The sequence below is a fragment of the Pantoea sp. AG702 genome (genome assembly GCF_003182295.1).
Classification (GTDB): Bacteria; Pseudomonadota; Gammaproteobacteria; order Enterobacterales; family Enterobacteriaceae; genus Pantoea; species Pantoea ananatis.
The window spans coordinates 1127810-1150749 of record NZ_QGTU01000001.1 but is presented as its reverse complement, the minus strand read 5'-3'; the positions used below and the strand labels follow the sequence as shown (position 1 = coordinate 1150749).

The following is a 22940-nucleotide window of genomic DNA, read 5'->3' as shown; positions in this document are numbered from 1 at the left end:
AAGTAAAGCTAACAATAAGCGAAACAGGCTAAGCATTACAGCAGGAAGTCGTCTAACTGCTTACCTTGTTCTTCCATGGCTTTCTTGATTGCTGCTGGCGTACGGCCCTGACCCGTCCAGGTTTTGGTCTCGCCATTTTCATCTACAAACTGATATTTAGCCGGGCGGGCAGCACGTTTGGCTTTGCCAGCCGTTTTTGATTCTGACAGGGTATTGAATAATTCGTTGGGATCGATACCATCCGCTAACAGCATCTCGCGATATTGCTCAAGTTTACGCGCACGCTCTTCGTTTTCAGCTTTAGAGTTTGACTCTTCGTCGCGACGTTCATTTACCACGACGTCCAGTTTTTCCAGCATTTCTTCCAGCGTTTCCAAAGAACACTCTCTGGCCTGGGCACGCAGCGTGCGGATATTATTAAGATTTTTAAGTGCTTCGCTCATTGTCCTGATCTCTGAATAATTAATAGGAGAGTTGTTCTGCCCGCTAATAGTAGTGGTGGAGAAAAATAAGTTCAACATTAAATTAATTTTTAGCTTAAAAAGAGTAAGCGAGGAATTTAATAAATTATTAATTCACCCCGATGACGTGTGATGTCAGGTGGGTTGAATCAATGAAAAGATTAAGATCTTAGCTGAAAATGCGCTGATACATTATCGGTATAAAAATAATGTTTAATCACACATGTGCTTTAATATTTATCCTGACCTAAAGACCCAATGCCGCATCATATTAACCGCTGCATCATCAATGAGTGATGCTAATCTGAACAGCATAAGGTGAAAATCCCCCCAGCAGCAACCTGTAGATATGGTAAAATCGGCCCTGTTTTTTCATCGTATCCGAGAATCGGCGCAAATGGCTCAACTCTATTTCTACTATTCGGCAATGAACGCCGGTAAATCAACCGCATTATTGCAGTCATCCTACAATTATCAGGAACGCGGGATGCGCACGCTCGTCTATACCGCTGAGATCGACAATCGCTTCGGCGCAGGCAAGGTGAGCTCGCGTATTGGATTATCTTCTCCTGCGGTGCTTTATAATGCAGCCAGCCAGCTTGATGTGGAAATTGCCCAGGAACATGCGCGACAACCCGTTCACTGTGTACTGGTGGACGAAAGCCAGTTTCTGACGCGTGAGCAGGTTAAGGCCTTGTCTGACGTGGTAGATAATCTGGATATTCCCGTACTCTGCTACGGGCTGCGTACCGATTTTCTTGGTGAACTCTTCACCGGTAGCCAGTATCTTCTGGCATGGGCGGATAAGCTGGTAGAGCTGAAAACGGTCTGTCATTGTGGACGTAAAGCGGGCATGGTGCTGCGTCTGGACAGTGACGGTAAACCTTTCAGAGAGGGGGAGCAGGTCGTCATCGGCGGCAACGAACGTTATATCTCCGTATGTCGTAAGCATTATAAAAAGGCGATAGAGCAGGGTTGTTTGCAGGCCATCCATGGGGCGCAAACCCCCGTGGGGGAATAAATAGCCCTCAATGAGCGCCGGGCTGCTTTTCCATGGCGCTCGTTAAGGGCGCAAGGCGATGTGATCACGGACTTTATCCCTTTTCCCGTCCGGCTCAGGTCGATATTCTCTTCACTACGCTGATGCACCAGGCAGCAGTGTTTATCAAAGCGATAAACCCCCCATAAAAAACCCCTTGAGGCACGGGCCAGACAAGGGGTTTCGGCAGCCCGTTCATCGGGCGCGGAGCGGATTAGGCTTTTTTAGCTTTCTTCGCCGCTTTGCTGTCACTGACAGGCTGAGCCTGGGCAGCCTCGGCGGCACTGGCGAACGGCTCGACAAATTTGCGTCCGTAGTAGCTGTCCAGCATCAGCTGTTTGAGTTCGGCAATCAGCGGATAACGTGGATTCGCGCCAGTACACTGGTCATCAAAGGCATCATCCGCCAGTTTATCGACTTTCGCCAGGAAGTCAGCCTCCTGCACACCGGCTTCACGAATTGAGGCCGGAATACCCAGTTCCGTTTTGATTTCATCCAGCCATACCAGCAGCTTCTCAATTTTCTGGGCAGTGCGGTCGCCCGGCGCGGTGAGACCAAGATGATCCGCAATTTCAGCATAACGACGACGCGCCTGGGGACGATCGTACTGGCTGAATGCGGTTTGCTTAGTAGGGTTGTCATTGGCGTTATAGCGAATAACGTTGGAAATCAGCAGCGAGTTAGCCAGTCCATGAGGAATATGGAACTCAGAGCCAAGCTTATGCGCCATTGAGTGACAAACCCCGAGGAAGGCGTTAGCAAAGGCGATACCGGCGATGGTGGCGGCATTATGTACACGTTCACGGGCAACCGGATTTTTTGCACCTTCTGCATAACTCGCCGGTAAGTTCTCTTTAAGCAGCTTAAGCGCCTGCAGGGCCTGACCATCGGAGTATTCATTGGCCAGAACGGACACATAGGCTTCCAGCGCGTGCGTCACCGCATCCAGACCGCCGAAGGCACAAAGTGAACGTGGCATATCCATGACCAGGTTGGCATCAACGATAGCCATATCCGGCGTCAGCGCATAATCGGCCAGCGGGTATTTCTGTCCGGTCGAGTCATCCGTTACCACGGCAAAAGGCGTCACTTCTGAACCTGTGCCTGAGGTCGTCGTAATGGCCACCATGCGCGCTTTCACGCCCATTTTAGGGAACTTATAGATACGTTTGCGAATATCCATAAACCGCAGTGCCAGCTCTTCAAAATGGGTTTCTGGATGCTCATACATGACCCACATGATTTTGGCTGCATCCATCGGCGAACCGCCGCCCAGGGCGATGATCACGTCTGGCTTAAAGCTGTTCATCTGTTCTGCACCTTTACGCACGATGCTTAAGGTGGGATCCGCTTCAACCTCAAAGAAAACTTCGGTTTCGATGCCGTGAGATTTTAAAACGCGGGTGACCTGATCGGCATAACCGTTGTTAAACAGGAAGCGGTCAGTCACCACAAACGCGCGTTTGGCACCGTCAGTGGCGATCTCTTCAAGCGCAATTGGTAAAGAGCCGCGACGGAAGTAAATGGACTTCGGAAGTTTATGCCACAACATATTTTCAGCTCGCTTAGCGACGGTTTTCTTGTTGATGAGATGTTTGGGCCCCACGTTTTCAGAAATGGAGTTACCGCCCCAGGAACCACAACCCAGTGTCAGAGAAGGGGCGAGTTTGAAGTTATATAAATCACCAATACCGCCCTGAGAAGCTGGCGTGTTGATCAGAATGCGGGCTGTTTTCATCTTGTCGCCAAAATAGTGCACGCGCGCTGTCTGATTGTCCTGGTCGGTATACAGGCATGACGTATGACCAATACCACCCATCGCCACCAGTTTCTCCGCTTTGCTGACGGCATCCTGATAATCTTTAGCACGGTACATCGCCAGTGTCGGCGACAGTTTTTCATGAGCGAAAGGCTCTGATTCATCGACCCGTTCAACTTCGCCAATCAGGATTTTGGTTTCACCAGGTACGCTGATGCCGGCCATCTCCGCAATCTTCACCGCAGGCTGGCCCACAATGGCGGCGTTAAGCCCACCGTTTTTTAGAATGATATTTTGTACCGCACTCAGTTCCTGTCCCTGAAGCAGATAGCCACCATGGCTGGCGAAGCGCTCGCGCACGGCGTCGTAGACGGCATCCACCACGATAACCGACTGTTCAGAGGCACAGATCACACCGTTATCAAACGTTTTTGACATCAGGATGGAGGCAACGGCGCGTTTAACATCAGCTGTTTCATCGATGACAACGGGCGTGTTACCGGCCCCCACGCCAATCGCCGGCTTACCTGAGCTGTAGGCCGCTTTAACCATGCCGGGACCACCCGTCGCCAGAATCAGGTTAATATCAGGGTGGTGCATCAACTGATTGGACAGTTCCACTGAAGGTGCATCAATCCAGCCTATAATGTCTTTGGGCGCGCCAGCGGCAATCGCTGCCTGCAGGACAATATCCGCCGCTTTATTCGTCGCATCTTTGGCTCGAGGATGGGGGGAGAAGATAATCCCGTTGCGGGTTTTAAGGCTGATAAGTGCCTTGAAAATCGCGGTGGAGGTAGGGTTAGTGGTGGGGACGATACCGCAAATCAGGCCGATGGGTTCAGCGATTGTGATGGTGCCAAACGTATCATCGGTGTCCAGTACGCCGCAGGTTTTCTCATCCTTATAGGCGTTGTAGATGTATTCAGAAGCGAAGTGATTTTTAATGACTTTGTCTTCAACAATGCCCATGCCCGATTCCGCCACCGCCATTTTAGCGAGTGGAATTCGGGCATCCGCGGCGGCCAGTGCGGCTGCGCGGAAGATGGCATCGACCTGTTGTTGAGAAAAATTGGCGAATTCTTGCTGGGCTTTTTTTACACGTTCAACCAGTGCATTGAGTTCAGCGACATTAGTAACGGCCATTGTGCTCTCCTGAGGAAGTTAAACTTTTTTTAGTAAACAAGCCTGAATCCCTGAGTATAGCCATGGTGCAAACGGCACGGTTTACGGGAATAAAGCAGCGGTTTTTCAATTGTTTACTAAAAGAGCTTCTCTCTGTTTCGAAATAATGAGACCTGCGTTACTGACAGAGAAAGAGTATCGGGTTTGGGAGAGAACAATGATGATTTAGATCAATTTAAACCCAAGCTGACTCCTTTCAGCTCTGCATTGAGGGGGGCCGGGCTGGGGGATAATAAACGGGGCGTAAAAGTAACATCTTCCACAAGATAGTTAATGCATGGTTAAAGCCACTAAATTGTAAGTAAAATAACAGCATAAATAACTGCTTAGGCATCTGGCGCCCACGGCTTTTTTCACTTACATTAGGCGCGTTTTTCATCTGGGATGGGGAGTTAACCGTGAATCCTGCGTTATTAGATCTGTCTGGCTATATCAAGTTTTTCGTAGGCCTGTTTGCACTGGTTAATCCCATCGGCATCATTCCGGTATTTATTAGCATGACCCGCTATCAGGGCGTGGCAGAACGCAATAAAACCAACCTGACGGCCAACCTCGCGGTGGCGATTATTCTCTGGACCTCGCTGTTTCTGGGCGATGCAATCCTGCATGTCTTCGGTATCTCTATCGACTCGTTTCGCATTGCGGGCGGGATTCTGGTGGTGACCATCGCTATGTCGATGATTAGCGGCAAGCTGGGCGAGGATAAGCAAAATAAGCAGGAAAAAACGGAAACGGCAATTCGGGAAAGTATAGGCGTGGTTCCCCTTGCGCTGCCGCTCATGGCGGGTCCAGGCGCCATCAGTTCGACTATCGTCTGGAGCACACGTTATAACAACTGGCTCAACCTTCTGGGTTTTACCGTTGCGATTGCTGTTTTCGCCTTTAGCTGTTGGCTGCTGTTCCGCGCTGCGCCTTTAATGGTCAGGCTGTTAGGGCAGACAGGGATTAACGTGATTACCCGTATCATGGGATTGCTGTTAATGGCGCTAGGTATTGAATTTGTGGTGACCGGCATCAAGGCAATTTTTCCCGGTCTGGTTGGGTAAACCGACTTATTTAATCGCGCTTAAGAAGAAATGAACCAATAAGGTGCAAAAGACGATTTTTTTGCACCGTATTAATGCAATTATTTGCCTCTCTTCACATCCTTCTTCAGTTATCACTTCCGCTAATAACCTTCGCTGCAGCGCCAGTGCTGGCATCGCGGCATGTCACTATATTCACACTATATTCTGCTTCCGCAGCGGAAGTTGGCATGATTAATGCTGGTCTACGTCGCTTAAACCGTTTTTTAAATGATGTGACGGTGTGTATTCACACTACAACAACGCAACGCCAGGGTATAAATGTTGTTTTTTGGTTAAATTGACATCAATGTGATGAGATTGTTTATTAATCAGTCTGTTAAGCTATTTTTAGGGCAAAAATTAACACTTCCACTGGGAAAAATCTCATGATAAAAGAGAAACAGGTAACATTTTAGCGATTTAGTTTTGGCGCCCCTCTGCAGCATCTGCTAATTTTCGGCGCATTAATAATGTTTTCCCAAACGTCAAAAGCAAAAGATTTATTCCTTATTGATGCTGGGATATCAGAATAAAAATTGGCATTTAACAAGGGTGTGGGAAATGAACGCGCAGCACTACCTGGCTTGTCTGGCACTAACCTTAACCGCATTGCCCACCTGTGCTGCCACCGTGCCATCAGACGTGACGCTCTCCGCCGTCCAGCAAATCGTGATTAATAACGGTTCGGAAGTTGCCTCGCTCGATCCGCATAAAGTCGAAGGTGTACCGGAGTCAAACATCATCCTCAACCTGCTGGATGGGCTGGTTAACACGGACAATAACGGTAATGTGGTGCCGGGTGTGTCTGAGCGCTGGGAAAACCAGCAAGGTAAAATCTGGACATTCACCCTGCGCGACAATGCCAAATGGAGCAATGGGGAGCCGGTTACGGCACAGGACTTCGTTTACAGCTGGCGGCGTCTTGCCGATCCTAAAACTGCGTCGCCCTATGCCAGCTATCTGCAGGCTGCCCATATTGCGAATGTCGATGCGATTCTTGCCGGTAAAGTTGCCCCCGAACAACTGGGCGTGAAAGCCCTGGACGATCGCCATCTGCAAATTACCCTGACCCAACCGGTGCCTTATTTAGTGGCCATGCTGGCGCACACCGCGATGAAACCCGTTTACGCACCTGCCATCGAAAAGTGGGGTGAGGGCTGGACCCAACCCGGTCACTATATCGGTAACGGCGCCTATACGCTGAATGACTGGGTGGTGAATGAGAAAATTGTTCTGAAGCGTAATCCTCTTTACTGGAACAATGCTCAGACCGTTATTGAGCAGGGAACGTTTCTGGCCATCAGCTCGGAAAACAGTGATATCAATCGCTATCGCAGCGGTGGCATTGATATGACCAACAGCGCGGTTCCGCCCGACCTGTTTGCTAAATTGCGCAAAGATATGGGTGATGAGCTTAAAGTCAGTCCGCTGCTCTGCACCTTCTATTACGAAATTAATAACAAAAAAGCGCCGTTCACCGATGCCCGCGTGCGCGCTGCGATCAAAATGACGCTGGATCGCGATATCATCGCTCGTAAGATCATGGGGCAAGGGCAAATTCCGGCCTACAGCTTTACGCCGCCTTACATCGCAGGCGCTGCGTTATCTTCCCCAGACTGGATGGCGTGGACACAGCCGCAGCGAAACGCGGCTGCGAAAAAACTGCTGGCCGAGGCGGGTTACAACGATAAAAATCCGCTGCGCTTTACGCTGCTCTATAACACATCCGATCAAAACAAAACCCAGGCCATCGCCGCCGCATCCATGTGGCAACGCAATTTGGGCGCGCAGGTTACGTTGCAGAATCAGGAATGGAAAACCCTGCTGGAAACTCGGCATCAGGCACAATATGACGTTGTGCGCGCCACCTGGTGTGCGGATTACAATGAGCCCTCAACATTCCTGAATATGTTCCAGAGCCAGTCGTCGACCAATACCGCGTTTTACCACAGTGCGGAATACGACCGTCTGTTAGCCGCAACATTAATGGCTGAAAATGAAGCGGACCGCGCATCATTGTATCAGCAGGCAGAAACACAACTCGACAAAGACTCAGCAATTGTGCCAGTTTACTATCGCGTCAGCGTGCGGCTGGTTAAACCCTGGGTTGGCGGTTTTACTGGCCACGATCCGCAGGACATGACAGACCTGAAATACTATTTCATTAAAAAACACTGAGTCACGTGCTTAACCGGCGGCACAGTCGGGAAGGGCGTGGCCGTGCAGACCACACAACAGGGTCAATACGCCCCAGGTGGCAAACACCGGGGACCCGAATACGGGGAACGCTGAGGTCGCAAACACCCTCAGTGAAAATAAAAAACTGGAGTTAAGAATGAACAACATCACGAAAAAAACCTTGATTGCTGCCAGCGTCTTTGCAGCGATGAGTGCGCTCGCAGCGAACAGCGTTATGGCAGCCACAGTACCTGCCGGCGTAGAACTGGCCGCGAAGCAGGAGCTGGTTAAAGGAAACGGTAGCGAGGTTCAGTCACTGGATCCGCATAAAATCGAAGGCGTTCCCGAATCTAACGTGAGTCGTGATCTGCTGGAAGGTCTGGTCATCAGCGATACGGATGGTCATCCCATTCCTGGTGTGGCTGAAAGCTGGGATAACAAAGACTTTAAAGTCTGGACTTTCCACTTGCGTAAAAATGCAAAATGGTCAAATGGTGAACCTGTCACTGCTCAGGATTTCGTCTATAGCTGGGAGCGTTTGGCCGATCCGAAAACCGCATCGCCTTATGCCAGCTATCTGCAATACGGCCATCTGGCTAACGTTGATGATATTATCGCTGGCAAGAAGCCCCCAACAGACCTGGGCGTAAAGGCGATTGACGATCATACACTGCAAGTGACCTTAAGCGAGCCGGTGCCTTATTTCTATAAATTACTCATTCACCCCTCAATGTCGCCAGTTAATAAAGCTGCAATCGAAAAATTCGGTGACAAGTGGACTCAGCCAGAAAACTGGGTGGGTAACGGTGCGTTTAAGTTGGAATCACACGTTATCAACGAACGTATTACCGTTGTGCGTAACCCTGAATACTGGGATAACGCGCATACCGTGCTGAACAAAGTCACTTTCCTGCCAATCTCGTCGGAAGTCAGCGATGTAAACCGTTACTTCTCTGATAACGGCAGTGACATGACCTATAACAACCTGCCTATTGAGCTGTTTAAAAAATTGCAGCGTGACAACGGTAAAGAGCTGCATGTTGACCCGTATCTGTGTACCTACTACTACGAAATCAACAACCAGAAAGCGCCATTTAACGATCCGCGCGTTCGCGCTGCGCTTAAGCTCGGCATCGATCGCGACATTATCGTAGACAAAGTCCTGGCGCAGGGCCAGAAACCGGCTTACAGCTACACGCCGCCAGCGACAGATGGAATGGAATTGGTGAAGCCTGAGTGGTTTACCTGGTCACAGGAAAAACGTAATGCCGAAGCGAAAAAGCTGCTGGCTGAAGCCGGTTATACGCCAGAAAAACCGCTGACCTTTAATCTGCTGTACAACACCTCTGACCTGCATAAGAAACTGGCCATTGCCGCGTCATCTATCTGGACGAAAAACCTGGGTGTGAAAGTGAAGCTGGAGAACCAGGAGTGGAAAACCTTCCTGGATACCCGCCACCAGGGCAACTTTGACGTTGCGCGTGCAGGCTGGTGTGCAGACTACAACGAACCGACATCGTTCCTGAATACCATGCTGTCTGACAGCAGCAACAATACCGCGCACTATAAGAGCCCAGCTTTCGACAAGCTGATGAAAGATGCGTTGGCCACTACAGATGATAAAGCGCGTTCGGCTGATTACGAGAAGGCAGAGCAGCAGCTGGATAAAGACTCTGTGATCGTGCCGCTTTACTACTACGTTAACACGCGCCTGGTGAAACCTTATGTTGGCGGTTATACCGGTAAGGATCCGCTGGATAACGTAGCAGACAGAAACCTGTACATCATCAAGCACTAATAAAACACCAAGAACAGCGGCGGCGCGTTACGCGCCGCCAGTACTTTTTTTAATGCAATGTGAAGCACCAGCCTGGTAGGTACGGCAATGTTAAAATTCATTCTGCGTCGGTTGCTTGAAGCAATTCCGACGCTTTTCGTTCTGATTACCATTTCCTTCTTTATGATGCGACTGGCGCCCGGCAGCCCTTTTACCAGCGAGCGCACCCTGTCGCCAGAGGTCATGGCAAATATCGAGGCGAAATATCACCTCAACGATCCTATCGGTAAGCAATACGTTGATTATCTGATTCAACTGGCGCATGGCGATTTCGGGCCCTCGTTCAAGTACAAAGACTATTCGGTCAATTACCTGGTCGGCCATGCCTTCCCGGTTTCAGCCAAACTCGGCCTTGCTGCCTTTATCCTGGCGGTGGTTCTGGGCGTCACGGCGGGCGTTATTGCGGCGCTGAAGCAGAACAGCCTGTGGGATTACGTTGTGATGGGGGTGGCAATGACCGGCGTGGTGATACCGAGTTTTGTGGTAGCGCCGCTATTGGTTCTGGTGTTCGCAATCACGCTTAAGTGGCTGCCGGGTGGCGGCTGGAATGGCGGTCAATGGAATTACATGCTGCTGCCGATGGTGGCGCTCTCACTGGCCTACATTGCCAGTATTGCGCGCATCACCCGCGGCTCGATGATTGAAGTTATGCACTCCAACTTTATCCGTACCGCGCGAGCGAAAGGGCTGCCGCTGCGTCGTATCGTGTTACGTCATGCACTGAAGCCTGCGCTGCTGCCGGTCATTTCCTATATGGGGCCGGCCTTTGTGGGCATCATTACCGGTTCTATGGTCATCGAGTCGATTTACGGACTGCCGGGTATTGGTCAGCTGTTCGTGAACGGTGCACTTAACCGTGACTATTCACTGGTGCTGAGCCTGACCATCCTGGTGGGGCTGTTGACCATCCTGTTTAATGCGATCGTCGATGTGCTGTATGCCGTTATCGACCCGAAAATCCGCTACTGATTCTGGAGTTCGCCATGATGTTAAGTAAGAAAAATAGCGAAGCTCTTGATGCATTCAGTGAAAAACTGGAAGTCGAAGGGCGAAGCCTGTGGCAGGATGCCCGTCGTCGTTTCATTCATAACCGTGCCGCATTAATCAGCTTGATGGTGCTGATGCTCATCACGCTGTTTGTGATTTTCGCGCCTATGCTGTCGCAATTCTCCTATTTCGATACCGACTGGGGAATGATGTCATCACCGCCCGATACCACGTCGGGACACTGGTTTGGCACCGACTCCTCGGGGCGCGATTTGCTGGTGCGCGTAGCCATTGGCGGGCGCATTTCACTGATGGTCGGGATTGCTGCCGCGCTGATCGCCGTGATCGTGGGAACCTTGTACGGTTCAATCGCGGGTTATCTGGGCGGGAAAACCGATTCCGTGATGATGCGTATTCTGGAAATCCTTAACTCCTTCCCGTTTATGTTCTTCGTTATCCTGCTGGTGACCTTCTTTGGCCGCAATATTCTGCTGATCTTTGCCGCTATCGGCATGGTGTCCTGGCTGGACATGGCGCGTATCGTGCGCGGGCAGACATTAAGCCTGAAGCGCAAAGAGTTTATTGAAGCTGCACACGTTGGCGGTGTTTCCACCTGGAAAATTGTGACGCGCCATATCGTCCCCAACGTTCTGGGCGTCGTGGTGGTTTACGCTTCGCTGCTGGTCCCCAGTATGATTCTGTTTGAATCTTTCCTGAGCTTTCTGGGGCTGGGAACGCAGGAGCCACTGAGTAGCTGGGGCGCACTGCTCAGCGATGGTGCGAACTCCATGGAAGTCTCGCCGTGGCTGTTACTGTTTCCGGCGACGTTCCTGGTCGTCACCTTGTTCTGTTTCAACTTTATTGGCGATGGCCTGCGTGATGCCCTCGACCCCAAAGATCGTTAAGGAGTTTCCCGATGACTATTCATGAATTTCAGCCTGCTCAGGCTGCGCGCGCGGGAAGCGAACTGCTGCTTGAAGTGAAAGATTTACGCGTAACCTTTGGCACGCACGATGGTGACGTCACCGCCGTTAACGATCTCAATTTTTCACTGCGGGCAGGTGAAACCTTGGGGATTGTGGGCGAGTCGGGTTCGGGTAAATCCCAGACCGCCTTTGCGTTAATGGGGCTGTTGGCCAGCAACGGGCGCATCGGTGGTTCGGCGTTGTTCAACGGTAAAGAGATCCTGAATCTGCCTGAGAAACAGCTGAACCGACTGCGTGCCGAGCAAATCGCCATGATCTTCCAGGATCCCATGACGTCACTGAACCCCTATATGCGGGTCGGCGAGCAACTGATGGAAGTGCTGAAGCTGCATAAAGGGATGAGCAATGCACAGGCATTTGAAGAGTCAGTAAGAATGCTGGATGCGGTTAAAATGCCGGAAGCGCGTAAACGTATGAAAATGTATCCCCACGAGTTTTCGGGTGGGATGCGTCAACGTGTGATGATTGCGATGGCCCTGATGTGTCGGCCTAAGCTGCTGATTGCCGATGAGCCGACGACCGCACTGGACGTCACGGTTCAGGCGCAGATCATGACCTTGCTGAATGAGCTTAAGCGCGAGTTTAACACCGCGATCATTATGATCACCCACGATTTGGGTGTGGTTGCGGGCATTTGCGATAAAGTTCTGGTGATGTATGCCGGACGCACCATGGAATATGGCCGCGCCCGTGATGTGTTTTATCAGCCCGCACATCCCTATTCTATTGGTTTGCTGAACGCTGTACCCAGACTGGATGCGGAAGGGGAAAGTCTGACGACGATACCGGGTAATCCGCCTAACCTGCTGCGTTTGCCGCAGGGTTGTCCTTTCCAGCCGCGCTGCCCTCACGCCATGGATATCTGCTCCAACGCACCGCCGCTGTTACCTTTTGCAGAAGGGCGTTTGCGCGCCTGCTTTAAGCCGGTGGAGGAACTCGTATGAGCAGCCTGGCAGAAAAGAAAGTGTTACTCGAAATCGCCGATCTGAAAGTCCATTTTGATATCAGGGATGGCAAGCAGTGGTTCTGGCAGCCGCCAAAATCTCTCAAGGCGGTGGACGGTGTCAGCCTGCGCCTGTATGAAGGTGAAACCCTGGGCGTCGTCGGGGAATCCGGCTGCGGCAAGTCTACGCTAGCGCGGGCCATTATTGGCCTGGTAAAAGCCACCGAGGGCCGCGTTTCATGGCTCGGGCGTAACCTGCTGGGGCAGAGTGAAGAAGAGTGGCGTAAGGCGCGAAGCGATATCCAGATGATTTTTCAGGATCCGCTGGCCTCGCTGAACCCGCGTATGACCATCGGCGACATCATTGCAGAGCCGTTACGCACTTATCATCCGGAGCTGTCGCGTCAGGATGTCAAAGATCGCGTCAAGACCATGATGATGAAGGTAGGGCTCCTGCCTAACCTGATCAACCGCTATCCACACGAGTTCTCGGGTGGACAGTGCCAGCGTATCGGTATTGCGCGCGCATTGATACTTGAGCCTAAGCTGATTATCTGCGACGAGCCGGTGTCGGCCCTGGACGTGTCCATTCAGGCTCAGGTCGTTAACTTGCTGCAGCAACTGCAACGTGAAATGGGCCTGTCGCTGATTTTTATCGCCCATGACCTCGCGGTGGTTAAACACATTTCCGACCGCGTGCTGGTGATGTATCTGGGGCACGCCGTGGAGCTGGGCACCTACGACGAGGTGTATACCAATCCGCAGCATCCCTATACCAAAGCGCTGATGTCGGCGGTGCCGATTCCCGATCCGGACCTGGAGAAGAATAAGCAAATCCAGCTCCTGGAAGGGGAATTACCCTCACCGATTAATCCGCCCTCCGGCTGTGTGTTCCGGACGCGCTGTCCGATTGCCGGCCCTGAGTGTGCGAAAACCCGGCCGCTGCTTGAAGGCAGTTTCCGCCATGCGGTGTCCTGCCTGAAGGTGGATCCGCTGTAAAACAAAAAGCCGGGCAATCGCCCGGCTTTATATTCATGGTGTTACGCTATTCACGCCACAAAATATGGCACAGCTTGTGATCTTTTTCGCGACACAACAGCACGCGCGCAAAAACATCAGTAATAGGTTCGCCATCCGCTTCGCCCAGACCGATCACCACTTCTGAGAAAAAATCTGGATTCAAATCGAAATCCACATGATCCTGCCAGTCATCGGAAGGGTCAAACAGCTCTGCGCCACCACGCTCTTCAAACTGCAGGTTGAAAAGAATGATATCGGCCGGATCAAGATTATCGCCAGCCAGTTCAAGAAAAATGTCATAGGCCTGTTCCAGCGTTTCGTCTTCTGTCAGGCGGTTGTTCAGATCCATGCTCAGTCCCGTTTATCTAAGGGCAGTTCGTAATTTCGCTCGTTTTACAGTAAAGGGCTGAAGAAGTAAAACAGTCGTTCGACAATCCGCTGCCACCAGGCACGTTTTGCCCAGCGTTTAGGATCGAGCAGACGCGAACGGGCAATATAGTCATCCTGCACGCAGGCCAAATCGCTGCCGAATCCGGCATCATCGACAGCCAGGGTAATTTCGAAATTCAGCCACAGGCTACGCATGTCCAGGTTAACGGTTCCCACCAAGCTCAGTTGACCGTCCACCAGCACGCTTTTGGTATGCAGCAGGCCATCTTCAAACTGGTAGATTTTTACTCCTGCCTCAAGCAGCTCGCCAAAGAAGGAGCGGCTGGCCCAGCCGACCAGCAAAGAGTCATTGTGAAGGGGAACCACAAGACTCACGTTAACGCCCCGCATGGCCGCCGTGCAAATGGCATGAAGCAGATCGTCACTCGGCACCAGATAGGGCGTGGTCATGATAAGCTGCTCACGCGCTGAATACACCGCCGTGAGCAGGGCCTGATGAATCAAATCCTCCGGAAAACCGGGACCGGAGGCGATAACCTGCACCGTGTGCCCACTTTCCTGTTCAAACGGCATGATATTGCGGTCTGGCGGCGGCGGCAAAATACGTTTACCGGTCTCAATTTCCCAGTCACAGCTGTAGACAATTCCCATGGCGGTGGAAACCGGACCTTCCATGCGCGCCATCAGGTCAACCCACTGGCCTACGCCGGCCTCTTGTTTAAAAAAGCGCGGATCAACCAGGTTCATGCTGCCGGTGTAGGCAATATAGTTGTCGATCAGCACCATTTTACGATGTTGACGCAGGTCCATACGGCGCAGGAATACGCGCAGCAGGCTCACCTGGAGCGCCTCAACGACGTCAATGCCTGCATTACGCATCATGCCCACCCAGGGGCTTCTGAAAAACGCCACGCTGCCCGCTGAATCCAGCATGAGGCGGCAGTGAACGCCGCGGCGTGACGCGGCCATTAACGACTCGGCGACCTCATCCGCCAGACCGCCCGGATTCCAGATATAGAACACCATCTCGACGTTGTGGCGAGCCAGCTGGATATCGCGAATCAAGGCTTTCATGACGTCATCAGAGCTGGTCAGAAGCTGCAACTGATTGCCTTTTACGCCCGCAATGCCCTGGCGGTTGTTGCACAGTTGAAACAGCGATCGTGCGACGTCGCTGTAATCTGTCGCGAAAATTTCGCTGCGTTTCTTTAAATCATTTAGCCAGCGAGCGGTGGAAGGCCACATGGTACGTGCGCGTTCAGCGCGGCGCTTACCCAAATGTAATTCGCCAAAGGACAAATACGCGATGATGCCAACCAGCGGCAGAATAAAGATAATCAGCAGCCATGCCATCGCTGAGGTAACGGCCCGTCGCTTCATCAGGATGCGCAGCGTGATCCCGGCAATCAGTAACCAGTAACCAAACAACAGCAACCAACTGATAAGCGTGTAAAACGTGGTCATTAAGTGGACATCCTGTTCGCGCTTGAGTCAGAGAAGTTTACGTGGAGATGAGGGGGAGCGAAACCCTTAATAATAGCGGCGTTTCGATGAGAGATCCGATTTGGCATTCGCTCAGAGATCTTTATAATGCGTGCGCGTGAGTTTGATGGCAGAGAGGAAGTGATGAGACGAAGCAGAAACGAAGTGGCCCGTTGGAGAATGTTACGTCAGGTACAGCGCAGACGTTCACGCTGGCTTGAGGGGCAGTCACGTCGCTATAAACGGATTCACGGAATTCGCCATCAACTGGCGCAGCAGCAGCGTCGTTCGATTCTGTTTATCACACAAAATCTCTAATCGATCAGCCGCCCGGCGCGGCTGAGACATTAATGCCCGGTCATCAATAACTTGACGTTCACCAGCTGTACCGCAGCGGCCAGGACGATCAGCATGACGATCAGGTGCTTTTTATTCCGCCAGCCGTGTTTTCGCCACAGATAAAGCGCCGCACCTACCAACAGCATAATCACCAGCAACAGGGTGATAATAATCGATTGCATAAAATATCATCTCGAAAAAAAAAGCTTCTGAGCGGCTGCCCGGAAGCTCTTTTTTGGCTGCGGAGTTAAATCAGAAGACGCGCTTAAACGGCTTAACGCTAACCTGCTTGTAAACACCGGCGGCGATATAGGGATCGTCTGCAGCCCAGGCCTGCGCCGTTTCCAGCGACGGGAATTCGGCGACGACGGTGGAACCGGTAAAGCCCGCAACGCCCGGATCGTTACTGTCGACCGCAGGCATAGGACCGGCGACGATTAACCGACCTTCTTCATGTAACAGCTTCAGACGTGCCAGGTGAGCGGGGCGCACGGCGTTGCGTTTTTCCAGAGAATCGGCGTTATCTTCAGCATAAATGACGTAAAGCAATTGGGCGCTCCCATTAACTCTTAAATTTGGCAACACGGTAAGGGATAGTTAAGTAGAGTGCAAACGAAACCTTGCGTCAATGGCCTCTGCAGCATATTGGGCTAAACAGGCTTTTTTAGCCGCAAAACAAGGAGGTTATTGAAACTGATTGCTATTTGCATTTAAAATCGTGACTTGATTTCACTACTGCGATTGCTATGACCACGCTGACTATGCCCTTACCGAAACGCACGCCTGTCGCCATGATCTTGTCTGTTGCACTGCACGGTGCAGTCATTGCGGGTGTTCTTTATGCGTCTTTTCATCAGACCATTGAGTTACCTAAAGCATCACAGCCGATTAGCGTGACGATGGTTGCACCGGCCGTTCAGCCAGAACCTGCAATCGCCCAACCCGCGCCGCAACCGACGCCTCAGCCAGAACCGGAACCCGTACCGGAGCCTCAACCTGCGCCAGAGCCGCCAAAAGCCGAACCGGTGCCGATCCCCAAACCTGAACCTAAGCCTAAGCCAAAGCCCCGTCACGAGCCTAAGCGTGAACAACCCAAGCGCGAGGTGAAACCGCGTCAGGACGTGAAACCGCAGGCAAATCCGTTCAGCCATGATACGGCCGCCACCCAAAGCAAGCCTGCCACCGCGCCAAAAATTACGCCGTCGGCAGCACCCACGCAAAGTGTTTCCTCCGGGCCCAAAGCGCTTAATATCAGCAAGCCGTCTTATCCGCCACGGGCGGCGGCCTTGCGCGTTGAAGGACGCGTCAGGGTAAAATTTGACGTAGACAGCGACGGCCGGGTCGATAATATCGAAATCCTTTCTGCCGAACCGCGCAATATGTTCGAACGTACCGTTAAGCAGGCCATGCGAACGTGGCGTTATCAGAGTGGAAAACCGGGCAGCGGCCTGACGATGAATATCGTATTCAAAATTAACGGCGGGGCCAGCATCGAATAGCCGGAGAAAGGCTGTCTGAAGGGCGCTTGTGGCGCCGTGAGCGATCGCAACCTGCGCGTCGCTCACGGCAACAGGGAATTATCTGCAGGGCAGATTCAGCACCGAAAACCTGTTATCAGGCAGGGTAGGACTGGTTATCCCGTCCTGCTGGCAGTTGGCGAGGATGCCCCTCGTTGTCCACCGCGACGTAAATAAACACGGCTTCGGTAGCACAATATGTCTGCCCGATAGGTTCAGATGACACCTTCTTGATCCATACCTGAACGTTAATCGTCATCGAGCTGTTGCCGGTGCGGATACAGTGCGCATAGCAACTGACGACATCGCCCACTGCGACGGGTTTTAAGAAGGTCATACCATCAACGCGTACGGTGACGACGCGGCCTTCAGCAATCTCTTTAGCCTGGATCGCGCCACCCATATCCATTTGTGACATTAACCAGCCACCGAAGATATCGCCGTTAGCATTTGTATCCGCTGGCATCGCCAGGGTGCGCATCACCATTTCGCCCTTGGGCAATTTATGTTTATCGTCCATTGCTCTGGTTTCTTAAGTCTGAGAGAGACGTTGCCCGCCTGAGCGGACAACAGGTTTATTTTTGTTCTTGTTGCGGCATCTTACGCCAGATATAGACTCCGCTCAGCAGCGTAAACAGCAGCGTAAGGCCGGTCAGTCCAAACACTTTGAAGTTAACCCAGACTGACTGAGGTAACCAAAACGCAACATATATGTTTGCCAGGCCACAAATCAAGAAAAACAGCGCCCAGGCGATGTTGAGATTTCGCCAGACGTGGTCAGGCAGTTCCAGCTCTTTACCCAGCATGGTCTGTATTAACGGCTGTTTCATGAACCACTGGCTGAACAGTAACGCCAGCGCAAACAGGGTATAGATGACGGTGACTTTCCACTTAATAAATTCATCATTATGGAAAACCAGCGTCAGCGTGCCGAAGACGGCCACCAGAACGAAGGTGAAAATCGTCATTTTCTCAAGCTTGCGATACAGCACCCAGCTCGCAACCAGCGCCAGTCCGGTCGCGACAACCAGCGCGCCCGACGCCACAAAAATGTCGTACAACTTATAAAAAATAAAGAAAACAACAAGGGGGAGAAAGTCGAGTAGCTGCTTCATAGTCATTCCAGTTAAGGCTGCATGGCCTGCCAGTGCGCCGGAAGGCGCACGGACAATCAACGTAACAGCATATAAAGCCGGTACAAATAAATCACCAACAGGGTCGAAACCAGGTTACCGATGGCGGTGAAAATCACCGTTGAAACATTCATGGGCAACAGGGTTAATGAGGTAAAGAAAAACATCACGGCGAGCTTAGCCAGTAACCATACGATAATGGCAGGGGCAATCAGCTTCACGTTTTTCCAGGCCATTCGCATGCTGGCGCGCATTGCGGCGATAACGCCGAGTTTTTCACTCGCCAGAATGATTGGCGACAGCGACAGCACAATGGTCAGCAATACGCCCGGAACCACCAGTACCATAAAGCCCAGCTGCGCCACCAGGGTAACGAGAAACGTCAGCAGCAGTAGCTTTGGTAGCAAGGGTGCAGAGGCGCCAATCGCTCGCAGCGCACTTACGCGTTGGCCTGACGAAACCAACGGAATCAGGCACAGCATACCGCCCAACAGCAGCGTATTCCCCACCAGCCCCGCAAACGTTCCCGCTGCAGAAGCGCGCAGCAGCACCTGTTGCTGTTCGGGTGACATGCTCTGCACCATATCGAACAGCGAGGTACTGCTAATTTCGCCTTGCTGCAATATCGCCATTTGATCGTCACCGGGCGTCAGAACGTGTAACAGCATGACCGTGACAAACGCGGTCAGCAGCGACATCAGCACCAGGGTGAACAATTGATGACGAAAAAAATTTCCAGTGTCACGGTATAACGAGCTTGCCGTGATAGACATGTACTCTCCTTGAAAGAACCGGGTTAATTAACCCGGCGATTGTACATGTTCTGACGGCTCGCTGGCACCCGCAACCCGATAACTTTCTGTCATATCAGGTAAAGATGGGTGAAAAAGTGCGGGAAGGCCAAAGCGCGCTCTGGCCCGGTCGCAGCCTTCGTTCCAAACCCCCTGTTCTCCAGACATCTCAAACTCACGGCAGGGCGAAGGCCGGTTTTCATAGATACTGCACGAAACACAGCCGCCAATATCGCCCTTGAGCGCGACACAGCGCGGTGTGCGATCGTTCGTGCCGCGCATATTCCGCATTAACAGACTCAGGGGCTCCGTTAATTCCGTTGGCACCAGCCCCCCGGCGTCATCGGCTTCTGCCCAGTAAAAAGAGACGCGAAAGTGGGCACAACAGGCACCACAGCTAATACAAGGGTTGAGAGTATCGCTCATTTGATCGCCCGCCACCTCTGAGGCATCGAAGCAAAACAGTCTGGGGAGATCAGCAAAGTAATGCGGCGTTACGGTTTCGGCAAGGGATATTTAGCGACCACCAGAGCACGCAAAATTGATTTGAATCAATTCATTGTTTTTTAAATCATTTTTCCGGGTTGATTTAGATGCAATTGACAATGAATCGCGCTAAATCTGTGCGGACAAAAAAATGATTCAGTGCAGGCATTCAATTTCTCACAGGAGTGAATATGAAACTGGCTAAATGCGCCATGCTGCTGGCGCTTGCATTACCGCAATTTGCGTTGGCTCACCAGGCGGGCGATTTCTTTGTCCGTGCAGGAAGTGCCACAGTCCGACCCACCGAAGGCTCAGACAATGTGCTGGGAATGGGGCCGTTTAGCGCAAGCAACGACACTCAGCTGGGCTTAACCTTTACCTATATGGCCACTGATAATATCGGGGTTGAGCTTCTGGCCGCCACGCCGTTTCGTCATAAAGTCGGGCTGGGCCCAACCGGCACCCTGGCGACGGTACGTCAGCTGCCGCCCACGTTGATGGCACAGTATTACTTTTTTGACAGCCAGAGTCAGGTGCGTCCCTATGTGGGCATCGGCGTTAACTACACCACCTTCTATGATGCCGATTTTAACCAGACCGGACGGGATGCGGGCTTGAGCGATCTCAGCCTGAAGGATTCGTGGGGCGTTGCCGGGCAGGTGGGGCTGGATTACCAGATCAACCGCGACTGGATGCTGAACGCTTCCCTGTGGTACATGGATATTGATACGCAGGTGAAATTCAAAGCGGGCGATCAGCAGCAGAATATCCATATGCGCGTGGATCCCTGGGTGTTCTTCTTTGGCGCAGGTTACCGTTTCTGATAAAAAAAGGGCCACGTCAATGTGGCCCTACATTTTTTAACCGACGTTATTTAATTTGCATGTTATTAACGACGGATCTTACGCCTGCCACGCTGCGGGTAACCTGTACGGCATGGTTAGCCATCTGCGGCGAGCTGACAAAACCGCTGAGCTGCACTTTACCCTTAAAGGTTTCAACGTTGATTTCAGTCGATTTCAGCGACTCATCTTTTAACAGTTCTGCTTTTACTTTCGTGGTGATGACGGTGTCATCGATATAACCGCCGGTGCCTTCTTTAGTTGGCGTTGGCGCACAGGCGCTCAGTGTTAATGCAACAACAGCCGCGACCATGGCACTTGCCAGCACTTTAAACCATTTCATTGCTTCTCTCCCTGTCACAAATTGGATGCGACGTTACCATAACGGCGCCTGTTAATTGTGGTGCAGAAAATCCGAAATTAGCAAACCGGGAATGAAAAAAAACAGGGAAATCATGCCTTACCGGGCGGTAAGGCATGTGGGGAATTAGCGGGTGGCGGCTTTCATTCTTGAGACAAAGTCTTTTAATTCATTCAGCATCACTTCGGGCTGAGCCAGGTTTTTCTCGATAATTTTTACTACGGCAGAACCTGAAATCGCCCCAGCCACGCCTGCATCAATGACTTCTTTCACCTGAGAAGGTTCGGAGATGCCAAAACCTTGTAAGGATGGCGGCGCATTGTACTCACGCATTTTATCGATCAAATGCTTTAGAGGCAGGTTGGCGCGATTTTCAGCACCGGTAATGCCAGCTCGTGAAAGCACATAAATGTACCCACGACCATGTGAAGATATTTGTCTCAGAAGTTCATCATCTGCATTTGGCGGGCAGAAGAAAATAGGGGCGATGTTGTGGCGCATGGCAGCCTGGCGGAATGGGGCAGACTCTTCTACGGGAACATCACCAATTAATACGGAATCAACCCCTGCTTGTTCACAGCGTGTATAAAACTCTTCGATGCCATTGTTAAAGACTAAATTCGCATACATCAGCAAGCCAATCGGCAGTTCAGGGTATTTCTGGCGTACGCTTGCAATTATCTCAAAGCATTGTGTTGTGGTGGTGCCAGCGGCAAAGGCGCGAAGGCCTGCGCCCTGAATAGTTGGTCCGTCAGCGAGCGGGTCAGAGAAGGGAATACCGAGCTCAAGAGCATCAGCGCCACCTTCAACAAGGGCATCAATAATGCGTAGTGATAGGTCTGGAGAAGGATCTCCCAGAGTAATGTAAGGCACAAACACGCCTTCTTTCTTCTCTGCCAGACGTGAAAACAGTCGATCGTAACGTTCCATCAGATTTCTCCCTGCGCAGTCAGAATATCGTGGACGGTGAAGATATCTTTATCACCGCGACCCGAAAGGTTGACGACAATCAACTGCTCTTTCTCGGGTTCTGCCTTAATCATTCTCAGCGCGTGGGCCAGCGCGTGCGCCGACTCCAGGGCAGGAATGATACCTTCGGCGCGGCACAGCGTTTTAAAGGCAGCAAGCGCTTCATTGTCGGTTACCGAAACATAGTCAGCCCGACCAATACTGTTGAGGTGAGCGTGCTGAGGACCGACGGAAGGAAAGTCGAGTCCGGCTGAAATTGAGTATGACTCTTCAATCTGCCCTTCGTCAGTCTGCATCATCGGGGCTTTCATACCGAAGTAAATGCCGACGCGGCCGTGCTTCAGTGGCGCACCGTGTTCGCCGGTTTCAATCCCGTGTCCGGCCGGTTCAACACCAATCAGCTTCACCTTCTCTTCGTCGATAAAGTCGGCAAACATACCGATGGCGTTGGAGCCCCCGCCGACGCAGGCGATCACGGCATCCGGCAGGCGACCTTCCTTTTCCAGAATCTGCTTTTTGGTCTCTTCACCAATCATGCGCTGAAACTCACGCACAATCGTCGGGAACGGGTGCGGACCCGCCGCGGTGCCCAGCATATAGTGAGCGGTTTCATAACTGCCTGACCAGTCGCGCAGTGCTTCGTTACAGGCATCTTTCAGCGTGGCAGAGCCGCTGTGCACCGGGATGACCTCGGCGCCCATCAGGCGCATACGAAAGACGTTCGGCGACTGCCGCTCTACGTCTTTGGCGCCCATATAGATGCGACATTTCATGCCCAGCAGCGCGCAGGCAAGGGCAGAGGCGACGCCATGCTGGCCTGCACCGGTTTCGGCAATGATTTCGTTTTTGCCCATGCGCTTAGCCAGCAGAGCCTGCCCTAACACCTGGTTGGTCTTGTGCGCGCCGCCGTGCAACAGGTCTTCGCGCTTTAAGTACAGGCGGGTTTTCGACCCTTTGGTCAGATTACTGCACAGGGTTAAGGCTGTGGGGCGGCCAGCATAATTTTTCAGCAGATCGGTAAATTCAGCCTGGAATTCCGGATCTTTTTGCGCGCTGACAAAAGCTTCTTCTAGCTGTTTCAAGGCCGGCATCAAAATCTGCGGCACATACATGCCGCCGAAGTCGCCAAAATAGGGATTAAGTAAGGTCATGTTTTGCTATCCTTTTTTTT

General features: G+C 51.9%; 24 protein-coding genes. 11 read left to right on the top strand and 13 right to left on the bottom strand.

What is annotated here, in order from left to right; genetic code table 11:
- Nucleotides 1-35 precede the first annotated feature (35 nt).
- Nucleotides 36-443 carry a histone-like nucleoid-structuring protein H-NS gene (gene hns, locus DFO57_RS05475; protein ID WP_014605719.1) on the bottom strand — a complete coding sequence of 136 codons (408 nt, stop codon included), beginning with the start codon at nucleotides 441-443 and terminating at the stop codon, nucleotides 36-38.
- Between the two features lie 415 nt (nucleotides 444-858).
- Between hns and tdk the strand changes: the two genes are divergently transcribed.
- Nucleotides 859-1482 carry a thymidine kinase gene (tdk, locus tag DFO57_RS05470; RefSeq protein ID WP_024471785.1) on the top strand — a complete coding sequence of 208 codons (624 nt, stop codon included), beginning with the start codon at nucleotides 859-861 and terminating at the stop codon, nucleotides 1480-1482.
- Between the two features lie 232 nt (nucleotides 1483-1714).
- Here the strand turns inward: tdk and adhE are convergent, their stop codons facing one another.
- Nucleotides 1715-4402: a bifunctional acetaldehyde-CoA/alcohol dehydrogenase gene (adhE, locus tag DFO57_RS05465; protein ID WP_110015159.1), complete on the bottom strand. Its 2688-nt coding sequence runs from the start codon at nucleotides 4400-4402 to the stop codon at nucleotides 1715-1717.
- A gap of 437 nt (nucleotides 4403-4839) precedes the next feature.
- Between adhE and DFO57_RS05460 the strand changes: the two genes are divergently transcribed.
- From DFO57_RS05460 to oppF, 7 genes are all read left to right on the top strand, one after another.
- Nucleotides 4840-5487, top strand: a complete 648-nt coding sequence (locus DFO57_RS05460) for a YchE family NAAT transporter (protein ID WP_013025965.1) — start codon at nucleotides 4840-4842, stop codon at nucleotides 5485-5487.
- Nucleotides 5488-6069: 582 nt separating this feature from the next.
- The gene (locus DFO57_RS05455; RefSeq protein ID WP_110015158.1) at nucleotides 6070-7686 is read left to right on the top strand and encodes an ABC transporter substrate-binding protein; all 1617 of its coding nucleotides are present in this window, start codon (nucleotides 6070-6072) and stop codon (nucleotides 7684-7686) included.
- 157 nt (nucleotides 7687-7843) lie between these two features.
- Complete coding sequence (oppA, locus tag DFO57_RS05450; RefSeq protein WP_014593821.1) at nucleotides 7844-9484, top strand: oligopeptide ABC transporter substrate-binding protein OppA; 1641 nt, start codon at nucleotides 7844-7846, stop codon at nucleotides 9482-9484.
- Nucleotides 9485-9571: 87 nt separating this feature from the next.
- Nucleotides 9572-10492, top strand: a complete 921-nt coding sequence (oppB, locus tag DFO57_RS05445; protein WP_013025963.1) for an oligopeptide ABC transporter permease OppB — start codon at nucleotides 9572-9574, stop codon at nucleotides 10490-10492.
- Between the two features lie 14 nt (nucleotides 10493-10506).
- Nucleotides 10507-11415, top strand: coding sequence for an oligopeptide ABC transporter permease OppC (gene oppC, locus DFO57_RS05440; protein ID WP_013025962.1), 909 nt, complete (start codon nucleotides 10507-10509; stop codon nucleotides 11413-11415).
- A gap of 11 nt (nucleotides 11416-11426) precedes the next feature.
- Complete coding sequence (locus DFO57_RS05435; RefSeq protein WP_013025961.1) at nucleotides 11427-12440, top strand: ABC transporter ATP-binding protein; 1014 nt, start codon at nucleotides 11427-11429, stop codon at nucleotides 12438-12440.
- Entirely contained in the window at nucleotides 12437-13438 is a 1002-nt protein-coding gene (gene oppF, locus DFO57_RS05430; protein ID WP_013025960.1) for a murein tripeptide/oligopeptide ABC transporter ATP binding protein OppF, read from the top strand. The genes DFO57_RS05435 and oppF overlap by 4 nt, the downstream gene beginning before the upstream one ends.
- A 46-nt stretch (nucleotides 13439-13484) precedes the next feature.
- On the opposite strand, the gene DFO57_RS05425 is transcribed toward oppF, so the two are convergent.
- The gene (locus DFO57_RS05425) at nucleotides 13485-13814 is read right to left on the bottom strand and encodes an HI1450 family dsDNA-mimic protein (protein ID WP_196492568.1); all 330 of its coding nucleotides are present in this window, start codon (nucleotides 13812-13814) and stop codon (nucleotides 13485-13487) included.
- 38 nt (nucleotides 13815-13852) lie between these two features.
- Nucleotides 13853-15313: a cardiolipin synthase gene (gene cls / locus DFO57_RS05420; RefSeq protein ID WP_013025958.1), complete on the bottom strand. Its 1461-nt coding sequence runs from the start codon at nucleotides 15311-15313 to the stop codon at nucleotides 13853-13855.
- A gap of 162 nt (nucleotides 15314-15475) precedes the next feature.
- Here cls and DFO57_RS05415 point away from each other — a divergent pair, with 162 nt between their 5' ends.
- On the top strand, nucleotides 15476-15649 hold the full coding sequence (locus DFO57_RS05415; protein WP_006119368.1) for a YciY family protein: 174 nt from the start codon (nucleotides 15476-15478) through the stop codon (nucleotides 15647-15649).
- A 29-nt stretch (nucleotides 15650-15678) separates the two neighbouring features.
- Here the strand turns inward: DFO57_RS05415 and DFO57_RS22730 are convergent, their stop codons facing one another.
- The gene (locus tag DFO57_RS22730) at nucleotides 15679-15852 is read right to left on the bottom strand and encodes a hypothetical protein (protein WP_013025956.1); all 174 of its coding nucleotides are present in this window, start codon (nucleotides 15850-15852) and stop codon (nucleotides 15679-15681) included.
- Between the two features lie 70 nt (nucleotides 15853-15922).
- Nucleotides 15923-16219: a YciI family protein gene (locus DFO57_RS05410; protein ID WP_014605725.1), complete on the bottom strand. Its 297-nt coding sequence runs from the start codon at nucleotides 16217-16219 to the stop codon at nucleotides 15923-15925.
- Between the two features lie 197 nt (nucleotides 16220-16416).
- Here DFO57_RS05410 and tonB point away from each other — a divergent pair, with 197 nt between their 5' ends.
- A complete protein-coding gene (tonB, locus tag DFO57_RS05405; protein WP_110015157.1) occupies nucleotides 16417-17169 on the top strand; it encodes a TonB system transport protein TonB in 753 nt (250 codons plus the stop codon).
- Nucleotides 17170-17284: 115 nt separating this feature from the next.
- Here tonB and yciA read toward each other — a convergent pair whose 3' ends face one another.
- Genes yciA through DFO57_RS05385 form a run of 4 tightly spaced genes read right to left on the bottom strand, consistent with a single transcriptional unit; the run spans nucleotide 17285 to nucleotide 19537 of the window.
- A complete protein-coding gene (gene yciA / locus DFO57_RS05400; protein WP_013025953.1) occupies nucleotides 17285-17707 on the bottom strand; it encodes an acyl-CoA thioester hydrolase YciA in 423 nt (140 codons plus the stop codon).
- Between the two features lie 55 nt (nucleotides 17708-17762).
- Nucleotides 17763-18302: a septation protein A gene (locus DFO57_RS05395; protein ID WP_014605727.1), complete on the bottom strand. Its 540-nt coding sequence runs from the start codon at nucleotides 18300-18302 to the stop codon at nucleotides 17763-17765.
- Nucleotides 18303-18358: 56 nt separating this feature from the next.
- Nucleotides 18359-19093 (bottom strand): YciC family protein, encoded by a 735-nt coding sequence (locus DFO57_RS05390; protein ID WP_013025951.1) that lies wholly within the window; start codon nucleotides 19091-19093, stop codon nucleotides 18359-18361.
- 27 nt (nucleotides 19094-19120) lie between these two features.
- Nucleotides 19121-19537, bottom strand: coding sequence for a YkgJ family cysteine cluster protein (locus tag DFO57_RS05385; protein ID WP_015700210.1), 417 nt, complete (start codon nucleotides 19535-19537; stop codon nucleotides 19121-19123).
- Between the two features lie 251 nt (nucleotides 19538-19788).
- On the opposite strand from DFO57_RS05385, the gene ompW reads away from it, so the two are divergent.
- Nucleotides 19789-20421, top strand: a complete 633-nt coding sequence (gene ompW, locus DFO57_RS05380) for an outer membrane protein OmpW (protein ID WP_014593818.1) — start codon at nucleotides 19789-19791, stop codon at nucleotides 20419-20421.
- Between the two features lie 46 nt (nucleotides 20422-20467).
- Here the strand turns inward: ompW and DFO57_RS05375 are convergent, their stop codons facing one another.
- The 3 genes from DFO57_RS05375 to trpB all read right to left on the bottom strand — a co-directional run bounded on the left by DFO57_RS05375 (nucleotide 20468) and on the right by trpB (nucleotide 22920).
- Nucleotides 20468-20782 carry a BON domain-containing protein gene (locus DFO57_RS05375; protein WP_014605729.1) on the bottom strand — a complete coding sequence of 105 codons (315 nt, stop codon included), beginning with the start codon at nucleotides 20780-20782 and terminating at the stop codon, nucleotides 20468-20470.
- 144 nt (nucleotides 20783-20926) lie between these two features.
- On the bottom strand, nucleotides 20927-21730 hold the full coding sequence (gene trpA / locus DFO57_RS05370; protein WP_014605730.1) for a tryptophan synthase subunit alpha: 804 nt from the start codon (nucleotides 21728-21730) through the stop codon (nucleotides 20927-20929).
- Nucleotides 21730-22920, bottom strand: a complete 1191-nt coding sequence (gene trpB / locus DFO57_RS05365) for a tryptophan synthase subunit beta (RefSeq protein ID WP_013025946.1) — start codon at nucleotides 22918-22920, stop codon at nucleotides 21730-21732. Before trpB ends, trpA begins: the two co-directional genes overlap by 1 nt.
- Nucleotides 22921-22940: the final 20 nt, after the last annotated feature.

Bases quoted from the DNA above. Each gene is read 5' to 3' on its own strand.
- DFO57_RS05375 (WP_014605729.1), bottom strand. From the start codon at position 20,782: ATGAAATGGTTTAAAGTGCTGGCAAGTGCCATGGTCGCGGCTGTTGTT.
- DFO57_RS05395 (WP_014605727.1), bottom strand. From the start codon at position 18,302: ATGAAGCAGCTACTCGACTTTCTCCCCCTTGTTGTTTTCTTTATTTTT.
- hns (WP_014605719.1), bottom strand. From the start codon at position 443: ATGAGCGAAGCACTTAAAAATCTTAATAATATCCGCACGCTGCGTGCC.
- DFO57_RS05415 (WP_006119368.1), top strand. From the start codon at position 15,476: ATGAGACGAAGCAGAAACGAAGTGGCCCGTTGGAGAATGTTACGTCAG.
- tdk (WP_024471785.1), top strand. From the start codon at position 859: ATGGCTCAACTCTATTTCTACTATTCGGCAATGAACGCCGGTAAATCA.
- oppB (WP_013025963.1), top strand. From the start codon at position 9,572: ATGTTAAAATTCATTCTGCGTCGGTTGCTTGAAGCAATTCCGACGCTT.
- ompW (WP_014593818.1), top strand. From the start codon at position 19,789: ATGAAACTGGCTAAATGCGCCATGCTGCTGGCGCTTGCATTACCGCAA.
- DFO57_RS05435 (WP_013025961.1), top strand. From the start codon at position 11,427: ATGACTATTCATGAATTTCAGCCTGCTCAGGCTGCGCGCGCGGGAAGC.
- cls (WP_013025958.1), bottom strand. From the start codon at position 15,313: ATGACCACGTTTTACACGCTTATCAGTTGGTTGCTGTTGTTTGGTTAC.
- trpB (WP_013025946.1), bottom strand. From the start codon at position 22,920: ATGACCTTACTTAATCCCTATTTTGGCGACTTCGGCGGCATGTATGTG.
- yciA (WP_013025953.1), bottom strand. From the start codon at position 17,707: ATGGACGATAAACATAAATTGCCCAAGGGCGAAATGGTGATGCGCACC.
- tonB (WP_110015157.1), top strand. From the start codon at position 16,417: ATGACCACGCTGACTATGCCCTTACCGAAACGCACGCCTGTCGCCATG.
- adhE (WP_110015159.1), bottom strand. From the start codon at position 4,402: ATGGCCGTTACTAATGTCGCTGAACTCAATGCACTGGTTGAACGTGTA.
- DFO57_RS05390 (WP_013025951.1), bottom strand. From the start codon at position 19,093: ATGTCTATCACGGCAAGCTCGTTATACCGTGACACTGGAAATTTTTTT.
- trpA (WP_014605730.1), bottom strand. From the start codon at position 21,730: ATGGAACGTTACGATCGACTGTTTTCACGTCTGGCAGAGAAGAAAGAA.
- DFO57_RS22730 (WP_013025956.1), bottom strand. From the start codon at position 15,852: ATGCAATCGATTATTATCACCCTGTTGCTGGTGATTATGCTGTTGGTA.
- oppA (WP_014593821.1), top strand. From the start codon at position 7,844: ATGAACAACATCACGAAAAAAACCTTGATTGCTGCCAGCGTCTTTGCA.
- DFO57_RS05385 (WP_015700210.1), bottom strand. From the start codon at position 19,537: ATGAGCGATACTCTCAACCCTTGTATTAGCTGTGGTGCCTGTTGTGCC.
- oppF (WP_013025960.1), top strand. From the start codon at position 12,437: ATGAGCAGCCTGGCAGAAAAGAAAGTGTTACTCGAAATCGCCGATCTG.
- oppC (WP_013025962.1), top strand. From the start codon at position 10,507: ATGATGTTAAGTAAGAAAAATAGCGAAGCTCTTGATGCATTCAGTGAA.
- DFO57_RS05455 (WP_110015158.1), top strand. From the start codon at position 6,070: ATGAACGCGCAGCACTACCTGGCTTGTCTGGCACTAACCTTAACCGCA.